24 protein-coding genes are annotated in these 21,579 nt (G+C 29.8%); all 24 read right to left on the bottom strand.

The features are described from left to right. Positions 1 to 23 precede the first annotated feature (23 nt). A complete protein-coding gene (locus COL3_RS22575) occupies positions 24 to 1,610 on the bottom strand; it encodes an aldolase catalytic domain-containing protein (protein WP_008428370.1) in 1,587 nt (528 codons plus the stop codon). 191 nt (positions 1,611 to 1,801) lie between these two features. Continuing rightward, positions 1,802 to 2,608: a flagellin gene (locus COL3_RS22570; RefSeq protein ID WP_008428372.1), complete on the bottom strand. Its 807-nt coding sequence runs from the start codon at positions 2,606 to 2,608 to the stop codon at positions 1,802 to 1,804. 163 nt (positions 2,609 to 2,771) lie between these two features. Then, positions 2,772 to 3,101, bottom strand: coding sequence for a hypothetical protein (locus tag COL3_RS22565; protein WP_008428375.1), 330 nt, complete (start codon positions 3,099 to 3,101; stop codon positions 2,772 to 2,774). Positions 3,102 to 3,131: 30 nt separating this feature from the next. Next, complete coding sequence (fliD, locus tag COL3_RS22560) at positions 3,132 to 4,922, bottom strand: flagellar filament capping protein FliD (RefSeq protein WP_008428377.1); 1,791 nt, start codon at positions 4,920 to 4,922, stop codon at positions 3,132 to 3,134. Positions 4,923 to 4,960: 38 nt separating this feature from the next. Continuing rightward, positions 4,961 to 5,341, bottom strand: coding sequence for a flagellar export chaperone FliS (gene fliS / locus COL3_RS22555; protein WP_008428379.1), 381 nt, complete (start codon positions 5,339 to 5,341; stop codon positions 4,961 to 4,963). A gap of 11 nt (positions 5,342 to 5,352) precedes the next feature. Further along, positions 5,353 to 5,655, bottom strand: a complete 303-nt coding sequence (locus COL3_RS22550; RefSeq protein WP_008428380.1) for a hypothetical protein — start codon at positions 5,653 to 5,655, stop codon at positions 5,353 to 5,355. A gap of 29 nt (positions 5,656 to 5,684) precedes the next feature. Then, positions 5,685 to 6,080, bottom strand: coding sequence for a flagellar protein FlaG (locus COL3_RS22545; protein WP_008428382.1), 396 nt, complete (start codon positions 6,078 to 6,080; stop codon positions 5,685 to 5,687). A 35-nt stretch (positions 6,081 to 6,115) separates the two neighbouring features. Continuing rightward, entirely contained in the window at positions 6,116 to 6,334 is a 219-nt protein-coding gene (gene csrA / locus COL3_RS22540; protein ID WP_008428383.1) for a carbon storage regulator CsrA, read from the bottom strand. A gap of 5 nt (positions 6,335 to 6,339) precedes the next feature. Then, the gene (gene fliW, locus COL3_RS22535) at positions 6,340 to 6,765 is read right to left on the bottom strand and encodes a flagellar assembly protein FliW (RefSeq protein ID WP_008428385.1); all 426 of its coding nucleotides are present in this window, start codon (positions 6,763 to 6,765) and stop codon (positions 6,340 to 6,342) included. Between the two features lie 36 nt (positions 6,766 to 6,801). Beyond that, positions 6,802 to 7,995: a flagellar hook-associated protein FlgL gene (gene flgL / locus COL3_RS22530; RefSeq protein ID WP_008428388.1), complete on the bottom strand. Its 1,194-nt coding sequence runs from the start codon at positions 7,993 to 7,995 to the stop codon at positions 6,802 to 6,804. Between the two features lie 11 nt (positions 7,996 to 8,006). Then, positions 8,007 to 9,836: a flagellar hook-associated protein FlgK gene (flgK, locus tag COL3_RS22525; RefSeq protein WP_008428390.1), complete on the bottom strand. Its 1,830-nt coding sequence runs from the start codon at positions 9,834 to 9,836 to the stop codon at positions 8,007 to 8,009. Between the two features lie 164 nt (positions 9,837 to 10,000). Beyond that, positions 10,001 to 10,411 carry a flagellar protein FlgN gene (locus COL3_RS22520; RefSeq protein ID WP_008428391.1) on the bottom strand — a complete coding sequence of 137 codons (411 nt, stop codon included), beginning with the start codon at positions 10,409 to 10,411 and terminating at the stop codon, positions 10,001 to 10,003. A 2-nt stretch (positions 10,412 to 10,413) separates the two neighbouring features. Next, entirely contained in the window at positions 10,414 to 10,689 is a 276-nt protein-coding gene (locus COL3_RS22515) for a flagellar biosynthesis anti-sigma factor FlgM (protein ID WP_008428392.1), read from the bottom strand. Positions 10,690 to 10,809: 120 nt separating this feature from the next. After that, complete coding sequence (gene fliY / locus COL3_RS22510) at positions 10,810 to 11,997, bottom strand: flagellar motor switch phosphatase FliY (RefSeq protein ID WP_035284341.1); 1,188 nt, start codon at positions 11,995 to 11,997, stop codon at positions 10,810 to 10,812. After that, positions 11,990 to 12,985: a flagellar motor switch protein FliM gene (gene fliM / locus COL3_RS22505; RefSeq protein WP_008428394.1), complete on the bottom strand. Its 996-nt coding sequence runs from the start codon at positions 12,983 to 12,985 to the stop codon at positions 11,990 to 11,992. The genes fliY and fliM overlap by 8 nt, the downstream gene beginning before the upstream one ends. A gap of 23 nt (positions 12,986 to 13,008) precedes the next feature. Then, entirely contained in the window at positions 13,009 to 13,410 is a 402-nt protein-coding gene (locus COL3_RS22500; protein ID WP_008428395.1) for a chemotaxis protein CheW, read from the bottom strand. Positions 13,411 to 13,428: 18 nt separating this feature from the next. Continuing rightward, complete coding sequence (locus tag COL3_RS22495) at positions 13,429 to 13,788, bottom strand: response regulator (RefSeq protein ID WP_008428396.1); 360 nt, start codon at positions 13,786 to 13,788, stop codon at positions 13,429 to 13,431. Between the two features lie 20 nt (positions 13,789 to 13,808). Further along, positions 13,809 to 14,411: a chemotaxis protein CheC gene (locus tag COL3_RS22490; protein ID WP_008428397.1), complete on the bottom strand. Its 603-nt coding sequence runs from the start codon at positions 14,409 to 14,411 to the stop codon at positions 13,809 to 13,811. A gap of 181 nt (positions 14,412 to 14,592) precedes the next feature. After that, positions 14,593 to 16,674 (bottom strand): chemotaxis protein CheA, encoded by a 2,082-nt coding sequence (locus COL3_RS22485; protein ID WP_008428398.1) that lies wholly within the window; start codon positions 16,672 to 16,674, stop codon positions 14,593 to 14,595. A gap of 13 nt (positions 16,675 to 16,687) precedes the next feature. Then, positions 16,688 to 17,455: a protein-glutamate O-methyltransferase CheR gene (locus COL3_RS22480; protein ID WP_008428399.1), complete on the bottom strand. Its 768-nt coding sequence runs from the start codon at positions 17,453 to 17,455 to the stop codon at positions 16,688 to 16,690. A gap of 8 nt (positions 17,456 to 17,463) precedes the next feature. After that, positions 17,464 to 18,564 (bottom strand): chemotaxis response regulator protein-glutamate methylesterase, encoded by a 1,101-nt coding sequence (locus tag COL3_RS22475; RefSeq protein ID WP_008428401.1) that lies wholly within the window; start codon positions 18,562 to 18,564, stop codon positions 17,464 to 17,466. A gap of 32 nt (positions 18,565 to 18,596) precedes the next feature. Continuing rightward, complete coding sequence (locus COL3_RS22470) at positions 18,597 to 19,085, bottom strand: chemotaxis protein (protein ID WP_008428403.1); 489 nt, start codon at positions 19,083 to 19,085, stop codon at positions 18,597 to 18,599. 9 nt (positions 19,086 to 19,094) lie between these two features. Continuing rightward, a complete protein-coding gene (locus COL3_RS22465) occupies positions 19,095 to 19,544 on the bottom strand; it encodes a chemotaxis protein CheW (protein ID WP_008428405.1) in 450 nt (149 codons plus the stop codon). Between the two features lie 14 nt (positions 19,545 to 19,558). Then, positions 19,559 to 21,514, bottom strand: coding sequence for a FapA family protein (locus COL3_RS22460; RefSeq protein ID WP_008428406.1), 1,956 nt, complete (start codon positions 21,512 to 21,514; stop codon positions 19,559 to 19,561). Positions 21,515 to 21,579: the final 65 nt, after the last annotated feature.

Here is a 21,579-nt window from a genome sequence, read left to right as displayed (position 1 = left end):
TGAATAAGTCTAGTTCTAAATTTTTATTGATCGTATATGCTTTCAGTAATAAAGTACATCTCTATATTTTGTCTTAATTTCTGAATTTGCTCTAAAATTGCAATATTTCGCCTATTTATTTCATTGGCTTTAAAATTAAAATCCATATCTTTTTCAATATAATTTCCGTTTCCAGTATATCCATCTAACCCACAAATAAATACGTTATTTATATTAAGCTTTATCAATAAGTTTAACAACATAATTACTGAATTATCCTTAGCATCCTCATACTCTCCTAAAAGTTCATTGTAAGATACAACAGTGGCCTCTCTTTCTATAAAAATAATGTTTGAGGTAAAAATAAATTTATTCCTATCATCAAAAATATTATCGTTCTTTGTCTTTTCCTTATACTCCTCATATCTTTTTTGATTACTAAAAAAGCAGTAATCTGCAGATATAAATTGCGGAACATAATTTAATGAAATTACAATTTTATTTTTATCCTTTATTATCTTTTCAGCACCCTCTCTAGCACTTTTACCAGATGCAAGTATGTAGATATCCTTAGAAACTATATCTTTTTTAAATTCAATCAGGTCTGTATAATTACTTATATTTTTTGAATTAAATTCTATATAAAGTTTTTCTATGTATTCCTTGTCAAATTCTTCTTTTTTATTCTCTGGTAAATCTCTTAAAATTTCTAAAATATTTTTAACTGATAATGTATTTTTATTAACCAAGTATGTAGAATAATTTGGGTGACAATTACATTCACCAGATATATAATACGATATTGAATATCCCCAGTATTTATTGGCATATATTCTATTTATATATTTATCTATAATATCTAATATAGGACCTATCTGATATTCTTTACAATAATTTTTATTTAAATATTCAGTTATTAATTCAGTAGGTAAATTACCTGCTCCTCTTCCCATTCCAAAAATCGATGAATCTATTATTATTGATCTATTATTAAACATGCTAATAATTTCTAAGGCATTAGTATAAGCTAGCTGTAAATTGTTATGTGCATGAAAGCCTATATTGATATCTTTCCTTAAATTATGATTAAAAAGGTATGCAAATCTTTTTATATCATATGTATGCATAGCACCAAAACTATCTACTATATATAAAGCATATATATCTAGCTTATTACATTCTGAAATTAATTGTAGAATCTCCATATCTGTATAACTTAATGTCACCATTGGCTGAATAAATACTTTATACCCTTTAGTTATAAGAACATCTATATCATTAAATATGTTATTTAATTGATTTTTCTTAAAGGCTATTCTAACACCTCTAATTTTACTTTTACTAGTTACATTAGGTAAATTATTAAAATCATATTCACCGTAGTTGATCATCATGACATAGTCTTTACTTATACTGAATTCTTTTATTCTATTTTCTAAATCTTCGATGCTATTAACTATAGTTTTTTCTTTTCCCTTGGCCGACTCATTTAAATATCCACATTCAATAATATCAATATAAGCTTCATCTAATGCTCTTATTATTCTGTTCATGTTAAATGAATCAAAATCCCAGTCGTTTATATATCCACCATCTCTTAAAGTACAATCTAATATTTTTATATTTTCCATAATTATCACCTTTATCTTATATATAATAATTATAATCGATATTTAATCTTATTAAAATATAAATTTAGACCAAATCTACTATGCTATTTAGATATTTTTTCATAGCTTAGTCTATTAATAATTAAATTATAAAAAAAGAAGATAAAGCGTAGCTTATACACTTTATCTTCTTAATTATAACTTCAAACTTATTATTGTAATAATTGAAGTACTCCTTGAGGAGCTTGGTTAGCTTGAGCTAACATTGATTGAGCTGCTTGAGTAAGGATCTTAGACTTAGTATAGTTCATCATTTCCTTAGCCATATCAGTATCTCTTATTCTAGATTCTGCAGCTTGGATATTTTCAGAAGTATTATCTACAGATTTAATTGTATGTTCTAATCTGTTTTGAACAGCTCCAAGTGTAGCTCTGTGTCCTGAAACTGCTGTAATAGCTGCATCAATTGTTGTAATAGAAGATGAAGCTTGAGTTTGAGAAACTAAAGTTATACTATTTAAAGAACCTGGATTTGTCATAGCAACTAAGCTAACTTGAATAGTTTGTCCTTGCTTATCTCCTACTTGGATATTTAATGTAGTTACAGCGCTTAATACTTTTGTTCCATTAAAGTCAGTTTGAGAACCTATTCTTGAAATTTCAGATTTTAATTGAGTAACTTCTTTTTCAATTAAAGATCTGTCTCCAGCAGAATATGTGTCATTTGAAGCTTGTACTGCTAATGTTTTTAATCTTTGAAGCATTGCGTGAGTTTCAGTTAACGCACCTTCAGTAGTTTGTACTAATGAAATACCATCTTGAGCATTTCTTGATGCTTGATCTAAACCATTGATTTGAGATCTCATTTTTTCAGAGATTGCAAGACCTGCTGCGTCATCTCCAGCTCTGTTAATTCTGTAACCAGAACTTAACTTTTCAATTGATTTACCTTCATCTCCAGTAGAAATTTTCATTTGTCTGTGTGCGTTCATCGCATTAAGATTGTGTGATATTACCATAATAAATTCCTCCTTGATTTTACATCTGGACATCCATGTCCTAAATTTTTATTTTATAAGACCTTAAGAGTTAATAACTTTTAAGCCTTACATTTCTATTTTCGTTGCCCTTATAATTAACTTTAGTACTTTTTGAAAAATTTTTTTGCTTTTTTGTTATAAACTAGATTGTTTTGTTAAAAAAGGTTGGTTTAAATTGAGCACTTTCATATTTTACCCTTGCTTCTCTAGTTATTTTAATATAGTTAATCTTCTTTTTTATCTTTACTTTTTCTTCTGATATAGTTTTTTTTAGCAAATCTTCCATATTTAAAATATCTAGCTCTGTTGCAATTTGTTTAAATTCATCCTTTAAAAAACTTAAAGTTTCTATATTTCTTATTATATTTTGTCTTTTTTCAAATAAGTTACTATAATCATCCTCACATTTAATTTTATCAATTAATTCTAACGTAATACTCCTATAAAATTCTAAGGATTCTTTTAAATTCATAATTTTTCCTCAATTCTTCACTAATTATAACTAGCTTGAAAACCAAGATGACATTTGTTGTTGCTGCGCCTCTGCTTCTGACATAGCACTTTCCAATTTTGAATATTTTGAATATAAATCATCTTGCCTAGTATTTAAGTCATCATTCATATCACTTATTAACTGTTTTTTATCACTAATTTGCTTTGCCATTTCACTTGTATATGCATATACACCACTATATGCAGATTTTTTATTAAATACGGAATCAAATTTAATAAAGTTATCATTAATTAATGATTTTAACTTAGGCATTAAGCCAGAGTCCGTTGTAGTGTCATCTCCATAGCCCTTCATAAATAAATCTTTAATATCAGCAAAATTACTTTGAAGAGCCTCAGTTAATTTATCCTGATCTACTGTATAAGTTCCATTTAACTCTTTATAATCATCAACTGGGGTTATACCAATTCTCTCCAAGTCTAATCCTGTTGATTTCATAATAGTATTCATTACATCCTTCATGTTGTCTGAAAGTGTAGTCAAATCATCATCATTTCTAAGTAATCCAGTTTTAGCCTTTGTTTCCCACTTGTCAATTTGATCAGTACTCATAGCACTTTTTTGATCATCTGTTAATGGTTGATAATCCTTATCATATTCTTCCCATAGTTTTCCATTGATAGTTCCAAGTAAATCATTGTAATCATTCATAAAATTTACAATTTTATCTTTAAGTCCTGATACATCTTGTGAACCTGTTACAGTTATATCTGATGTAGTGTTCGCTTTAAATGTAAATGTAACTCCATCAATTGTTTTAGTGTTGCTTGATCCTGTAACAGTCATTGAACCGCCATAAGAATCTTTTACTGTTGCATTAAGATCATATCCTTTTGTAGGTGCTTGCGATGTACCATTTATTGTTAAAGTTTTATCTCCTGCATCTCTAGCTTCAAATACTAAGCCTGCGCTAACACTACTATACTTAAGTGTGATATTTGATGCTCCTGTCTGCTTGTTATAATTGCTTATTGTAGCATTAGTATCAACAGTTCCATCTAATTTAACATATAGCTTTGATGTAATATTATTTGTACCATCACTTGCTGTTATAGCAGTATTGGTTGCAACACTTAAACTATTCATAGTATTGGTTAGATTAGTATCTGTATATCCTGCTGTAGCCGAAGTTGACCAAGTGCCATTTGAAGCTCTAGTATAATCTTGCCCTATAGTACTCCATAAAGTTTTTATATTTGCATCAATAGTTGCCTTTTTGCTTGAATCTGTTTCAGTACTATAAGCAGTTTGTAGATTATTTATTGTAGTTTGAATGCTATTCTTAAAATTGGTTAAGTTAGTAGATTGATTAGCAGTTCCAACTTGTGCAGAAAAACTTATAGTTTGATCTGCTATTGTTGTGCTTGCAGTATAACTTGTTCCAGCAGCAACTTCAGCTGCTGCCATGCTGCTTAAATCTGAATTCGAAATTTTACCTGTAGCTTTAGTTGCTATTTGAGTTACACTTACTGTGTAATTTTGAATACTTGCGTTGCTGGATCCTACAGCTGATACATAAGCATCATTACTAGAAGTGAATTTAGATTGATTATAAGCGCTCATTGAATATAAGCTTGTTGAACTTAATGGGTCTAAATACTTATTATAAAAAGTATTTGCTTTCTTCATTATTGCTTGATATTGTTCAGTCTTCCATTCCAATAACTGTTCTTGTTGTTGTTCTGTTTGAACTTTCATCTTATAAGGTTTTAATGTCTCTGTTACAAGTGAATCAATATCTAATCCTGAACCACTTAATCCAGTTATTCTTGTTGTCATATTCATCACTCCTTGCTTTTTTAATATTTTTTTATTTACTATCTTGACTTTAATGATTGCTTATATGCATCCTGCCACATTGAATTTACATCTTCTATTAAAGGAATTATTTCATCTAAAACTTCTAAATTTTTAGTTAGATTTATGTCTACAAGTTTTCTCTTAATAAAATCATATACGCTAAATAAATCTTCTGTCCAATCGCCCTGAGTTCTATCTAAACTAATCATTAATTCTGTAAATATATCTTGTAACCTAATTAAAGTATTATGGGCTTTTTGTATATCTTTATCCGTTATAGCTTGTCTAGCTATTTTTGCAAATTTAACAGCTCCCTCTGTAAGCATTAATAATAATTGCTCCTTTGATGCATAGTTTACACTATTATTTTTATATACATTATAGCCATTTGGATACATAATACATCCTCCTATTTCTTTGCGTCCAAAATTCTGCCTTTAGAATTTATTTCACTTATTTTTTCCAATTTTTCCGCTTCAATTTCTATACTATGTTCACCATGTTTAATACCTTCAACAATAACATATTTTTTACTGTTTTCAGTATCATCATTTTTATCCTTATTTTTTTTATTTCTATCTTCAAATTTTTTTTCTTCCACTACATCTTTATTTTCGCTTATTTTTTTTGTTGAGTGTACTTTGTCATCTTTAATAGTTTCCTGCATTTTTCTTCTAATATCAGTATCAATTTTGTTTAGTTTAAATTCCACAATTACACCTCAATTGCTTTGTAGATATTTTAAGCTTTTTTATCTAATAATCCATCTTGCTTACATATAAATGCAATCATATTCAATATTTTCTCAGGTGGAAGCTCCATTACAACTTTTTTTGTGTCATCATCTACTATTTTTATCATCAATGTTCCTAAATCCTTATGAATCGAATATTCAGCATGTACTTTTTCATCCTCTAAAGATTTATTTAATTTATTTATGGCCTTATCTAAGTCTTCTTTTTTCAAATTTTTCGGATCTTGATTTAAGAATTCTTGATTTGTATTATCTTTTTCAATCACTGTGCTTTTCACTTGATCTTCATCATTAGGTATTGGATTTGAATATTTAGTTGTATCAATAGCATTATTATATACATCTGAATATTCCTGCCGTCTATTTATACCGTTAACATCCATGTTTTGCACTCCTCCTTGGAAAACTAAATTTTGATTTATTTTTTCTTTATACCCTTTAACAAATCCATATTAATATTCATAGCAACCTTATTTTCTTTTTCTACCTGTTCATAAAGTTCTTTTCTCAAAATATTCACACTCTTTGGCGCTTCTATTCCTATCTTTACACTGCCATCATCGATCTTACTTATAGTAATCTCTATATCATCACCAATCATGAGTGATTCGCCTTTTTTTCTTGTTATTATTAACATTTAAATCACTCCTTTATTAGAGGTTCTTTTACATTGTACTTGTCGCTATCTATAATAATTTGTTCTCCCATGCTATTGCTAGTATTTATGATAAGCGGGCCTTGTAAATTTGTAGTTATTTTTTTAGGATCTGAATTTAAAGTCACTGTTGTAATTATCATTACCTCTTCTGGTGATTTTATACTTAAGTGATTTATTGTTTCATCATTTAACTTAACTTCATATTTTTGATAAAATTCATAAGGCGAAACTACTATCATTCCAATTTCATCATCTTCTATAGAATGAAACAATTTAAAAGGCTTATACTCTTCCAAGTCTAGCAGAATAAATTTTTTTAAATCTGCAAATCCTAATATCCCTTTATTAAAAGTTAAAACTTCATTTTCTTTATATTCAATTTCACCATGAATTTTAGAAACAAATTTCATAGTCATTCTCCCTTCATTACTATATAATAAGATGCTTTACCTTAAGTAATCTAGTATTGTATTTGTAAGAACTTTTGCACTAGTTTGAAGAGATGCTGTATAAACAGTTTGCATTACAGAATACTCCATAGTTTTTTCTGTAAAATCTATATCTTCTGTACTTGACAATATGCTTGTCATATTGTATGTTTGATCTTCATTTATTTTTTGAGAAGATTCCATTCTATTTTGCATAGCGCCAACATTTGATCTAAGTTTTGATATATTTAATGATATATCAGTACAATATCCTAATAAATTTCCATTAATTTGCGACAATGCTGTTTGTGAATCAGTTGCTGCAATTGTTGTTCCATCTGAAAGAGTTATTGGTGACGTTGCACTTCCTGACGCTACATTAAGGCAATTTACAATATCAGCTAATTTATCTGATACATTTACACTTACCCCACTTTTATTAGTGAATTCTAAAATATCAGTCGCTGTTTTATTATAATCTACCACTATTCCATCAGATATTTCCGTCTGCAAAGATGTATCAATTTGTCTTATTGCTATTGGCTGCTTTTGTAAATCATTAATAGCATTTTGTGCTGCTGTATAATCTGCAGCTGGAGTTGTAGGCACAGTCTTTAACTGAGCAATCAAAGTATCAACACCAGTTTTACTATCTATATTCTTTACATCCCCAGCAGAAATTGACAAAGATGATATATTAGCTGTAAATGTATAGTTATAGCTAACAGGATTTCCGTCCTTATCAGCATAACAAATTTTTCCGCTTGCATCTTGCGTTACTGGTTTTGAAGTACTTTTAGTTCCACCAAATATAAAGTTTCCATCAAAAGATGTATTTAATACGCTAGTAAGCTCATTAACCTTTTCCTTAACTTCATCATTTATTGCTGATATTTCATCTGGGGAATAAGCCCCATCACCTGCTTTTACCATTAATGTATTTATTCTTTTCATTATGTTATTTGCTTCACCTAGTGCTGTATCAGTTGTATCCAGCCAGTTCGTCGTAGATTGTATATTAGTATCAAATTGATTATTAGCATCAATTTCCGAATTTAACTGCATGCTTCTTACAGCTACGTGAGGATTATCAGAACCCCTTTGTATTTCTTTACCAGAAGCTAATTGATTTTGAACATGACTCATATTATTTAAATTTCTTCTCATGTTATTTAAATAATTTGTAGCCAGCATTGAATTTGTAATTCTCATTTATACACCTCCTAAGACTTCAATCCATTTATTACTACATCAAGTAATTGATCTATGGTATTTATCATTTTTGCATTTGCTTGATAAGCATGTTGAAATTGTACTAGATCAGTCATTTCTTCATCAAGGGAAACTCCTGATACTGACTGTCTCTGAGTATTAAATGTATCCAATAAGGTCTTTGAATCAGATACATCTTGAGTTGCTTTTTTATTGTCTGAATATATATCACTTAATACTGTTCCGTAATAATCTCCTACTGTACTTCCATCTTTATTAGCTACTAAATCCTCATTATCGCTATTAAAGGTTAGACCCGTATCTTGGAAGAATTTTTGTCTAGTGCTTATATCGCCGCCAGCAATATCTAAATTTCCTATATCAATTTTTAACTTAGCTACATCTGCTATAGCAAGTGCTCTTGATCCATCAGCTTCACCACTATAATCATCTACGCTATATTTACCACAATTTAATTTTTCAGGGTGATCTTCTAAAACTGTATTAAAAATAATATTTTTTGCTGTTATTCCATCATCTGTAGTTGAAATTGTTCCATTTAAATTTTTGGTTACAAAAATATTTACAGCAGAAATTTTATTACCATTCTTATCAAGTATCCCTTGATCTCCTGCTATTCCTCTATCTCCAGTTTGAATTGCGTTAACCGCATAAGCAAAAGATGCTGCAAACTTATCTAGCTTACTCATATAATCTTGCATGCTATCTTCAACTTGCTGAGCTCCTGCTATTTCTCCTTTAGTAATGTTATTAAATATTTTTGCATCCATATCTGTGGCATTAGCTGTAGTTATAGGAGTTCCAGATGCATCTACTATAATTCCATCTTTATTTCCAACTAGCATTCTATCTTGTATAAGATTATTTTGAAGATCTTTCATTTTATTTACATCGGTATCAGAAATAGTTATAGTTTTCTGATTGTTTGTATCTCCTAAAACAGCATATTTTACTGTTAACTGTGTATAATCATATATTGGACTTCCATCTGGATTCGTTCCTGTTTGGGCAAAATCTGCACTTTCTACATAAGAAAATCTAGTATAATTAGTATCCGTTGGATCTGAATTAACTAAATTTCCAACAGTTGGATCCTCAGTTGCACTTAAATCCATAGTTTCCCTAGGACCTTTATCAATTTTAACACCGAATTTTGTACTTAATTGGTCAATTAATAAATCTCTTGAATCCATTAAATCATTTGGTGTCATTCCTACTGCACAAACTCCTGATATTTCCTTACCTAAATTATTAATTTGATCTAACATACTATTAATACTAGTTGTTTGGTCTCTTAGTTCTTTTTGTGCATCGGATTCTTTATTTTCAATTTGTGAGTATTTACTTCTAATTAGATCAGATAATTGTTCTGCTGCTTTAAAAGCTGTTGTTCTATTACTTTCCTTTGCTGCACCACCACTGGCACTTAAATTTTGGAAAGCATCATAAAACTTTGATAAATATGTTTGTATACCATTATCTGATGTTTCATTAAGTATATCTTCAACTTGGGTTAAATAATCATTTTTTACATTTGCTGTTCCATAGTTTGTGTTTTCAGTTCTAACTTGATAATCCAAGAAAGAATCTCTTATTCTCATTATTTGAGTTATTTCTGCTCCGGTTCCAACTTGTCCTACAGTACATGTATCAAATCTAGACATTCCTCCAAAGGGTCTTGTAGTATGTGCTACTGATCTTTGTCTTGAATATCCATCAGTACTTGCGTTAGCTATATTATGAGATGATGTGTTAATATTTGATTGTTGTACCGACAACCCTCTTTTTGCTATGGTAAAAGTATCAAATAGTCCTGCCATTTATTTATCCTACCTTTCATAAATTGCAACTTCCATGTTTACATATTTTACATCCCTATCTATTCAAAATACATTCTTATTAAAATGTATAAATTCAACTTATATTCTTACTGATTTCATATTTATTTCATTTATATAATTTACAAATAATCATTTATGTTGCCCTATCTTGATAAATTCCCATAAGAATTATATACCTTTGTTTCCCTGTTTGGATTCATAATACTTAACATTTTATTTGTAAATAACAATTGCTGCTTTAATAAAATATCATTTGTATCCTTTTGCTGTTTTACTCTTTCTAGTACTTGTTGCATATTTTCATACGCTCCGCTTAGCTTTTCATTATTAGCTGCATTTACAAATGCAGAAATGCTTTGTTCACCGATCAAATTTCTTCTTTCTAGTTCTTGTTTTGCAATTATCTTAGCACATCCATTAACCTTATCAACTAATCCTTCTAAACCAAATACATCCTTATTCATTATCATGTTATATTGAGTTATTAATAGTTCTAAAAGTTCTTTTAAGTATTTATCTTGGCTCTGCATTAATTTAATAAGTTCATTCACCATGTTTACTCTTTAGTCTCCTTCATTACGTTTAATAAACTTTTTGCTGTTAACCTAGCATCTACATTGTATGTCCCACTATCTACTTTACTTTTGATGTCTACTACTCTTTTTGCATCAGCTAAGCTGCTGCTTAAAGAATAATCTTTAAGACTCTTTCCTAAATCTGATATTTCAATTGTGTCTACATTAGAAGCCTTACTTGTTTTTTCTACAGATTTATTGCAATTTGAATTATATGCATTTATATATGCTAATCGATTTATTCTCTCTATACTCATAACACATTACTCCATTCCTTACTTCATTACTATAGTTATCGGACAATGTTCAAATAAGTTTATAGTTAATTTTTAAACATTGTAATTTACGAATAGAAAAAACTCCCTTTCGGGAGTTTCTTATTTTAATCTCTTTATTCTTTCAACACTACTTACTATATTAGTTATTCTTATACCAAAGTTTTCATCAACAACAACAACTTCTCCAAGTGCTATTTGCTTTCCATTAACTAATATTTCAACAGGTTCTTCTGCAAGTTTATCTAATTCTATTAAGGAACCAGTACCTAAATTTAAGATATCTTGAATGCTCTTTTTAGTTCTACCTAAAACAACAGATATATCTAGAGGAACATCTAGTATTAAATCTATATTTTTTATTGGTGGAACATTGCTTTGAGGTGCTAATGGCTCAAAGGCTGCAGCATGAACTTCTACTGGCTGCTGCATTCTTTGCGGTGGTGCCTCATATTGATATTGTGGCTGAGGACTATATTGTGGTTCCATAGTATATGCACTGTTAACTGGATCTTGACTTATTTCTTTATTCATAATCTGCTCCTTTGGTACAGCTTTAGCAGGTTGTGCCTCAGCTTTTGCCTCTGCTTTATCTTCCCCAGTCATTATTGCAACAATATTCTTAGCTGTCTTTATCGGGAATATTTGCATTATATTACTATCAACAATATCTCCAATAGTCATTCTAAAAGATACTTTTACTATTGGTTCATCCTCTGGTATTGCATCTGAAATTGGTATATCTCCATCAGTTACTAATTTTGATGTTGGTGGTGATATATCAACTTTTCTTCCAAACATTGTAGCCATTGAAGTGGCTGCTGAACCAATCATTTGATTCATTGCTTCTGATACTGCACTAATTTCTATTTCTGATAATTCGTGATTTTCAGAAACTTGTCCATCTCCACCCATCATTAGATTTGATATTACTAATCCATCACTAATTTTTATTATTAATATATTTCTTCCTATTATACCTGCAACATATTCAATATCTAGCACTATGTTAGGTGTTTCGAATCCAGCTTTTATTTCTCTTAAAGTTGTAACACTTACTACAGGTGTAGTTATGTTAACTTGTTGATTAATAAGTTGATATAAAGCTGTTGAAGCTGAACCCATAGATATATTTCCAATTTCACCAAGTAAATCTTTATCAATTTCTGTTATAGCTTCTGCTTCAGATTCACCTTCATCCGATAATGTATTTCCACTTTCAGCAGAAGATGTATCTTCCCCTGCTAATAATGCATTTATCTCTTCTTGTGACAAAAAGTTATTACTCATACCCATTCACTTCCTTATCTGTTACATCTAATATCATAACTCCCATGTTTTTACCTGATATACCTGGCTTAGCATAGTAACATTCTTCATTTCCTACATATACTTTAATTGGGGATGAACTTTTGTTATCAAGTCTAATTACATCACCGATGGTTAATTTTAAGAAATCATCTACAGTTATACTCGCATGTCCAAGTTCTGCTATAATATCAACATCAACTTTATTAATCCCTTTTTCTAGTTTTTCTCTTGATTCAGCCATTAAAGATTCATCATCATTTCTAAATGCATATTGTACTACTAATTTATCTAAGATTTTCTCTATGCTTAAGTACGGAATACACATATTAATAAAAGTACTACGCTTATTCATTTCAACTGAAAATGTAATTAGAGCCACTGGATCATTTGGTGACATTGTTTGGTTTACTGCTGGGTTCGTTTCGATTGCTTCAACCTCAGGCTCAACCTCAATAATAGAATCCCATGCTAATTTTAAATTATTTATCATTCCAGTTGTAATTTGACGCATTATATTTTTATCTATATCTGTAAATTCTTTTGTTTGAGTCTTTCTATCGCCTTTTCCACCAAGCAAAACGTCAATTACTTGAAGTGAAAATTGAGGATTAGTTTCAAATAGTATTGTACCTGCTAATGGTGGCATTTTAAAAATTGTCATTATAGTAGGGTTTTGCACAGAATGAATAAATTCCTCATATGTTATCTGCTCTACAGTTTCAATTTTAACTTTAACATTTTGTCTTGTTTGACCAGTTAAGTAATTGGAAATAATTCTGGCATAATTATCATGTATTAATTCAAGTGTTCTTATATGCTCTTTTGAGAATTTTTGAGGACTTCTAAAGTCATAAAGCTTAATTTTATGTTTTTCTTCCTCTTTACCAACTTCTTCTGATTCTAATTCACCTGTAGACAGGGCAGATAACAAGGCATCTATTTCGCTTTGCGATAAGACGTCTGCCATATATTCTCCCTCATTTCAATAAATTAATTTAATAGTTTGTCTATATCTATTATTGTAAGAAGCTTTTCATCGTAATTTAATATACCCTTTATATAAGGTTGTACTTTATTTGTATCTTTATCAACCTTTTGAATACTTTTTTCGTCAATATCTAAAACTTCTTCCACTTCATCTACTGATATTCCTATTTCTTCATCCTGAACTGTTAAAATTATAATATTATTTTGTTCTTTACCAGGAGTTACATCCAATAACAGATTTATATCCACAAGAGATTTAATGCTTCCACGTAAATTTATTAGTCCTTTAATATAACTTGGGGCTTTAGGAACCTTTGTAATTCCCATTGTATCATTGATACTTTGGACTCTTTCTGTCTCAACTGCAAAATGTTCTTCCCCCAATTTGAATACTACTATCTGCATTTCTTAACCTCCTTTTGGTTAACCTACAACTTTCTTTATAGCTTCTAAAACTCTATCTGCTTGGAATGGTTTTACTATAAAGTCTTTTGCTCCTGCTCTTATTGCATCCATAACCATTGATTGTTGTCCCATTGCTGAACACATGATTACTTTTGCATCTGGATCAAATGCCTTGATTTGTTTAACTGCTTCAATTCCATCCATATCAGGCATTGTTATATCCATAGTTACAACATCTGGTTTTTCTTTTTTATACATGTCTACAGCAACTATTCCATTGTTTGCTTCTCCTACTATTTCAAAATCATTTTTTTCTAAAATATCCTTTATCATCATTCTCATAAAAGCTGCATCATCTACAATTAAAACTTTAGCCATTACTTTTTTACCTCCAAAATTTAATTTATTCCTATAGATTTCAATATTTTTTCTAATGATCCCGGCATAGGGATATAATAAAAGTGTCCACCTATATTTTCTGCTGTGTCATCATCTAAAAATACAGTTTCAATATCTAATATATATTCATCATATTGATTAGATTCTATAAATGTTGTTGTTAGTATTGCACCTAGCATATCATATGAAGTGGCTGGTACTGATGGTGCTATAGCGAGATTAGTAAGCTGTGATATAGAATTCATATAAGATGCTGATATTATATTAGCTATCTCACATAATACTGAACTCCCCATCTCACTTTCAGGTGACTGCTTACTTCCCACTAATTTCATTATTACATTTTCTGCTGTTGGTCTTTCGAATACTAAAAGAATATTTCCAGCAATATCTCCAAGAACTCTAACAACTGTACCAGCAACTTCAATTTCGCCATTTTCTTCAACAATATCTTCTAATCTTACGACATTTACTGCTGGTACTGTCATATCTACTTTTTTCCCTATCATCATGGAAAGGGCAGTTGCTGCATTTCCTGCACCTATGTTAGAGACTTCTTTAAGTGCATCTAATTGTAAAGCGCTTAAATTAGAATACTCCACTTCTAACCCTCCTTCAAAAATTATATCCTAAGTGAACACGCTGTATTAATGTCTAAAATTTCTTATTTGTTTATTAATTAATCAAAATAAGAATCTGACATTCCCCTAGACTACATGTTCCCTTAAAAGATAAGTTCAACTAAATTCAAGTAATATGTGCCTTTACTTAACAAGTTTCACTTTATAATAATGCTCCTATATCTAGTATTAATGTTACTAAACCATTTCCAAGTATAGTAGCACCAATATATTGATCTAGATTCTTTAGTGTTTTACCTAAAGGTTTAATTACAATTTCTTGTTGTCCAAGTAATGAATCGACTAATAAACCTATAGTTTTATCACCTACATTTACTATTATAACAAATTTCTTATCAGTTTCGCTAGCCTCTATATCTAAAGTTTGATTTAATCTTATTAATGGTATTACATCTTCTCTATAAACAATAACTTCTTTTCCATTGCTCTTCTTAATATTTTCTTCTTTATAATCAATTACCCTATCTATAAATCCTAAAGAAATAGCAAGTGTTTCTTCTCCAACTTTTACAAGTAAAGCTTGTATTATTTGTAATGTAAGTGGAAGCTTAATTACAAATGTTGAACCTTTTCCTTCTTCACTTAATAAATCTACTGTTCCTCCAAGAGCTGCAATTTTTGTCTTAACGACATCCATTCCAACGCCTCTTCCAGAAATATCTGTTACAACTTCGTTAGTGCTAAAGCCTTGTGCAAAAATTAAATTCTTAATATCATTATCTGACATTCCTTCAGTATTTATTCCTCTTTGCTCAGCCTTCGCCTTAACTCTTTCAATATTTATTCCTGCACCATCATCTATAACTTTAATTAATGCTTTTGTACCTTCTTGGTATGCTACTAATTTAATTGTTCCAACTGGTGGTTTTCCTTGAGCAATTCTCTTTTCTACCGATTCTATACCATGATCGGCTGCATTTCTTAGTAAATGTATTAATGGCTCTCCAATTTCATCTATAACTGTTCTATCAAGTTCTGTATCAGCACCTTCTATAATAAAGTTAATTTCCTTATTTAATTCTACTGATATATCCCTTATCATTCTTGGGAATCTGTTAAATACAGTATCTAATGGAAGCATTCTTATCTTCATAACTAAATCTTGAAGATCAGATGTTGTTCTTCCTACTTGCTCTAAAGTTTCATTTAATTCTTGTGATTTATGAACATTTACAATTTGTTCTAACCTTGTTCTATATATTACAAGCTCAGAAACCATGTTCATTAAATTATCTATTCTTTCTAAATCAACTCTTACAGATTGGTGAGCTTTTTTAACTTCCTTCTTTTGAGTTGTTTTCTTTGCTGGAGCTTGTTTATCTTCAGTTACGGGTGCTGCTGTATTTTCAATTGGAGCTTTTTCTTCTTTCTTTGGTTCTGGCTGCTTAACTATTTCTATTTTTTGCTCTATTTCTTTTTGCTCTATCCCTTTTAAATCTTCTTCGATGTTTTCAAATTCTATTAATGCTGCCTCAACCTTTGCTACTTCTGAAATTCCATTTACAACAGATACTATTTCATCAACTGTATTTTTAGTTACTAAAACAAATTTTAATTCAAAATCGAATTCTTCATTTTCAATATCTTGAGTTGATGGTTCTGATTTTAGAATTTCACCATGCTCTTCAAGATCTTTAACAATTAAAAATGCTCTTGCGGATTTTAATAATGTATTTTCGCTTAATGTCACCTTAATTTCAATAGAATTGTATCCTTTTTCTTTTGCTTGTTTAATAACAGATGTATCATATTGATTTAAATCTAAGTTCAAATCATCACTTGCTAATATAGCTGCATTATTTTGTGATGTAGCCGCTACTTCACTTTCTGTAGTATTTTTATTACCATTGTTTTTTATATCTGCCAAGGCTTTCATAATACCATCTATATCCACTTTTTCGTCTGAACCTTCTTGAACATTATCAACCATTTTTTCTAAAGTATCAAGGCAGTCAAATAAAACTGTTACTACATCTTGAGTTACTTTTAATTTTCCTTCTCTAAATTCAGCTAATACGTCCTCCATTTTATGTGTAAGTTCTGCAAGATCCGTGAATCCCATTGTTGCTGCCATTCCTTTAATTGTATGAGCAACTCTAAATATTTCATTTACCTTATCTGTATCATCTGGATTTTGTTCTAAATCTAATAATGACTCATTCAATGTTTGTAAATTTTCTAATGATTCCTCTAAAAACATTGACATATATTGAGATGTATCCATCTTTATTCCTCCCTTATATTTTTTTATAAATAAAGGTCGATGCTTTTTCAAATCCATAGTCTCTATAATTATAAATGCTTTCTGTAGCTCCTACAAATAAAAGCCCACCTTTTTTTAATGAATTGCTAAATCTTTTATAAATATCTTGCTTTATATCATTATTAAAATAAATAACAACGTTTCTACATACAATTAAATCAAAATTACTATCATACCTATCTAAAATCAAATCATGTTTCTTAAATGTTACCATATTCTTAATTTTTGATTCTATATAATACTTATCGTCCTTAACTTTAAAATATTTACCTAAATCTGAATTATTTACGCCTTTCATTTCATTTTGCGTATATTCTCCAATTTTAGCTTTTGAAAGTATTGTATCATCTATATCAGTAGCAATTATATTATGTCGTCCATTTGGTGATAATTTATCCAGTATTATTCCTAAAGTATATGGCTCACAGCCTATAGAACATGCTGCACTCCATATTTTCAAACTCGAGTTGTTAGGTAATAATTCTTTTGCAATTTGTTTTTCTAAGTCAGAAAACAATTCAGGATTTCTAAAAAATTCTGTTACATTTATAGTAATAAAATCTAAAAACTTTTGTCTTTGTTCTGGATTACTTTTTATTACTTTTGTATATTCATCTAATGATTTTATTCCGACTCTTGTCATCAGGCTGTTTATTCTTCTATTAAGCTGTTCTGGCTTATATGCTGATAAATTTATTCCCAATTCTCTATGAACCCATCTATGAAATTCATTAAAATCCATGTTTCCTCCTACACACCTTTTACTATTCTTATTATGTTTCGAGCAATTTCATCAAGTGGTAATACTAAATCTACCTTACCTGTTTCAAAAGCTGCTTTTGGCATACCATAAATTGTGCATGTTGATTTATCTTCAGATATTGTTATACCGCCATAATCTTTTATATTTGCAGTTCCATCAGCTCCATCTTTTCCCATTCCAGTTAAGATTGCAGAAACTAAATTTCCTTTATATACTTTTATAGCAGAATTAAATAGTTTATCTACTGCTGGCCTTACCCCCCAAATTGGAGGTTCATTATTTAAATGTATGGCACTACTCGAACCAACTGTCATATGCTGCCCGCCTTTTGCTATGTATATAGTATCATTATTTATTTTCATACCATCAGAAGCTTCAACTACTTTCATATTGCAAGCTTTATCCAATCTTTCAGAAAATACTTTAGTAAAGCCTTCTGGCATATGTTGGACTACAAATACTGGAACACCTAAATTTGCTGGAAATTTAGTCAATACTTCCTGGAGCGCTTTAGGACCTCCTGTAGATGCGCCAATGACAACAGCATCAATTTTTTTACTTTTAGGAATAACAACTGAAACATTTATGTTTGTTTTATTTTCCTTTACTTCTTTTACTATAGTTTCATTGGTAAACTTATTGCTTGTCTCACGATGTACATTGCTGCTTTTTCTTTTTAAATTCACGCTGCTAGTTATACTTTTAATCTGTTCTATTAAGTTTTTTTGAACTTTCGCTATATCTAATGAAATAGCACCTGACGGCTTAGTTATAAATGAAATTGCACCATTATCCAAGCACTCTAAAGTTAATTCTGAGCCTTCAGTTGTTGCACTGCTTAGCATAATTATTGGATAGTTCTTACCTAATCTTTTAAGTTCTTTAAGCGTTGCAAGTCCATCTAAGTCCTTCATATGTACATCCAATGTGATAAGGTCTGGACTATATTTATCTACCTTTTCAATTAATTCTCGTCCATCTCTTAATTTTGCTATAACTTCAAAATTGCTTTCTGACTCTATCATATCTGATATTGCTTTTCTCATAAATGCTGAGTCGTCTACAACTATGATTTTTATTTTCTCCACCTAATCACACCTCTTCTCTAAATTTTATAATTTTATATTTCTACGATTCCAAGACCTACAACTTTAAGCACTACTTTTCCATCATTTGTATAAAATATCATCGTTCTCCCTTTATTACCACCTATTTCCTCAGCGACTATAGGAATAGTTTCTTCTTTTAATGCTTTCTTTACTGCATCACTATTTCTTTTGCCAATATCACTAATTATGCTTTTATCAGAAAAATTAAACATTGAAGCACCTCCAGCAATTTTGGCTATAAGATTTCTCTTTCTACACCCTTGTTTCTCCATTTTTTCAATTAGCATTGGAACAGCTAAATCTGCAAATTTCATGGGGTTTGCATTACTTTTAAACTGAGTACTATCTGGAAGCATTATATGAGCTAATCCTGCCACCTTAAGTGTCTTGTCATATAATGCAATCCCAATACATGAGCCTAATCCTATTGTCATTATGGATCCTGGATCTAGTACCAAATTCAAATCGGCTATTCCAACTTTTATTTCTGTACTTACCATTTTTACCCCCTAAAAGATGTTTTTTTCATCCTCTGAAGATAATATCTTTTCTAAATCTAATAAAATAACTATATTATCTTCTAATTTAATTAATCCTGAAATATACTTTTTATCAATTGTCGCTGTAATAGGAGGTGCTACTTCTAGCAAATCGCTATTCACATCTCTTACTTCATAAACATTTTCTACAATAATACCAAATTTATTTTCATCTCTTTTAACAACAATTATCTTTCTATTTTCGCTTTGCTTGTCTTCACCAAAATTAAATTTTTTTGATAGACTTATTATTGGAAGTATGCTTTGCTCATGGTTAATTACTCCTTTTACAAAGTCAGGTGCATCTGGAAGAACAGTTGGCTCTTGATAACCTAATATTCTTTCAACTTCCTTTATATCTGTGGCATAATGTTCCCCATTTAATCCGAATATTAATATCTTAATTTCTTTACTAGCCATTATCTTAAAACCTCCTATAATATAAATTTATCAATTGTTATTTCACCATCTTTATCTACATATGCTTCTACATTTTTTGAGGAAACTTCTAACATTATTTGTTTTTCTCCAAAACAGAATATTGTATTATTATATACTATATCAGCTGTAATACGGCCCTTTTTCGGAACTTTTAAAATGGTACCAACCCCTGCAGTACTTCCAACTGTCTTTGCTTTTATCTCACAGCCTGCACTTAATGTTCCGCCTCTACAAACAGAATTTTCACCAATAAATTCTATATTATTTAGCGCTATTATATTGGATGTATACTGTCCCTTTCCAGTTATAAATACACTTCCAGATGCCTCTATAGTTGAACCTTGTGCATAACCTAAATAAATATTTGTTGGAACTACAATCAATGCCTCTATTTCATCAATTTCTTCATTTAGTATTTCAGCAAATTCTACTAATTCTTTATAATTTTTAATTTTAAGTGGACCAAGCCCTAACAATTTATTTATTATAAACGAAGTTAATTCACTATGTTGAATTCCTAAGGACATATTATAATTTAAAATACTTCTTGATATTTGTGGCAATGACTTAAATTTATTTTCAATTAATATTTTAATTATTTCTCCATCTTGTCTTTGTCCTAATAAATTATTTTCTTTTACTTGCTGTACTGAAGATGCCAAATCTTCAATAATACTTTTTAAATTTACTAAATGATCAAAATACTGCCTTCTTTCAACATTTTCACATCCAGCAGTTACCGTAGAATTTAATATATTACCGCTAATGATAACTTCCCCGGAGGCTCTTAATACAGCTGACTCTACATTTTTTCCAACATGTAACTCATTTCCAGCTTTAACTTCCATAGCCTCTAATACAGCACCAACAACCTCTACATTTCCCACAAAGTCTATGTTTCCGCTCTTTAGATCAACTTGGTCAACTTTATACAGCTTGTTCACAGTAAACGTATTAGCTTTAAAAGCCGGCTTGCCTTCAGTAGTTGCTATAACTTCATTATTTTCAAGCTTACATCCGTCTCCAACCTTTACCACAGTTTTTTTGGCTGGTTTCTTTTTAATTAACATACCAAGAACATCTTGTCCATCATTTCCAAGCTTTCCTGGTATTATTCTAGCAATAACATCACCTACATTCACATTTGAAATTAAAAACCTATTTCTGTAGTCTACTCTCTCATCGGTTTCCTTATAATTTAATTCTAGAGATTCGGTAAATTCAAGCTTAATTTCATCTGGTATATCATCTTGGACTGGTAATCCTTTTGCTATTAATACATTGTTAGCATTATGCTCAACGCATAATGCTTCTAGTTCTTCCTCAATAATTCCATATCGAATACCTTTATTTTTTAATAATTCTCTTAATTCACTTGAAGTATATTTTGCTGGATACTTATCTTCAACTTTTTTCTTTACTAGTGTTAAATTTTTGTGATATTCCTGATCAGCTAGCTTATATACGTGTGCTGGGATAGTTTCTATATTAATATAAGCTTCCATTCTATCAGTTGTAATCGATATATTAACATTTCTCACTGGTTCATTTTCTTCAAATTTATATTCTATTTTATCTTCTGCTGTTACTGGTGTTATTTGATCGCACTCCTGCCCATTAATTATTAATGTAACTCCTGGACATGACTTTATAGTAATAACATCTCCCTTTTCTTTAGGTTCTGTTATTATTATCTTCCCATTTTCTACCTTAGCTCCAAAGGTTTCTTTTTGTTTTTCCTCTTCTTCTAAATTACCAACTATTTCTTTTTCAGTAATTTCTGTTGTACTAACTTCCCCTTCTAGTACTTCTATTTCTACTATTTTTCTAAAAAGTTTTCTTTCTTCCTTAGTCACCCTATATTTTAGAGCTTCTTTAGAAATATTCAATTTAGAAGATGCTTTTTCAAGACATTCATCTAAGGATGTTGCAGAAAATTTTAAATTCATAAATATCTCCTCCATAAAAAATACTTCTTACATTAAAGTATACCACAGCATTATCTAATTTTATA

Source organism: Clostridium sp. LS (genome assembly GCF_002760435.1).
Lineage (GTDB): Bacteria > Bacillota > Clostridia > Clostridiales > Clostridiaceae > Clostridium.
This window is presented reverse-complemented; position numbering and strand designations above follow the sequence as displayed.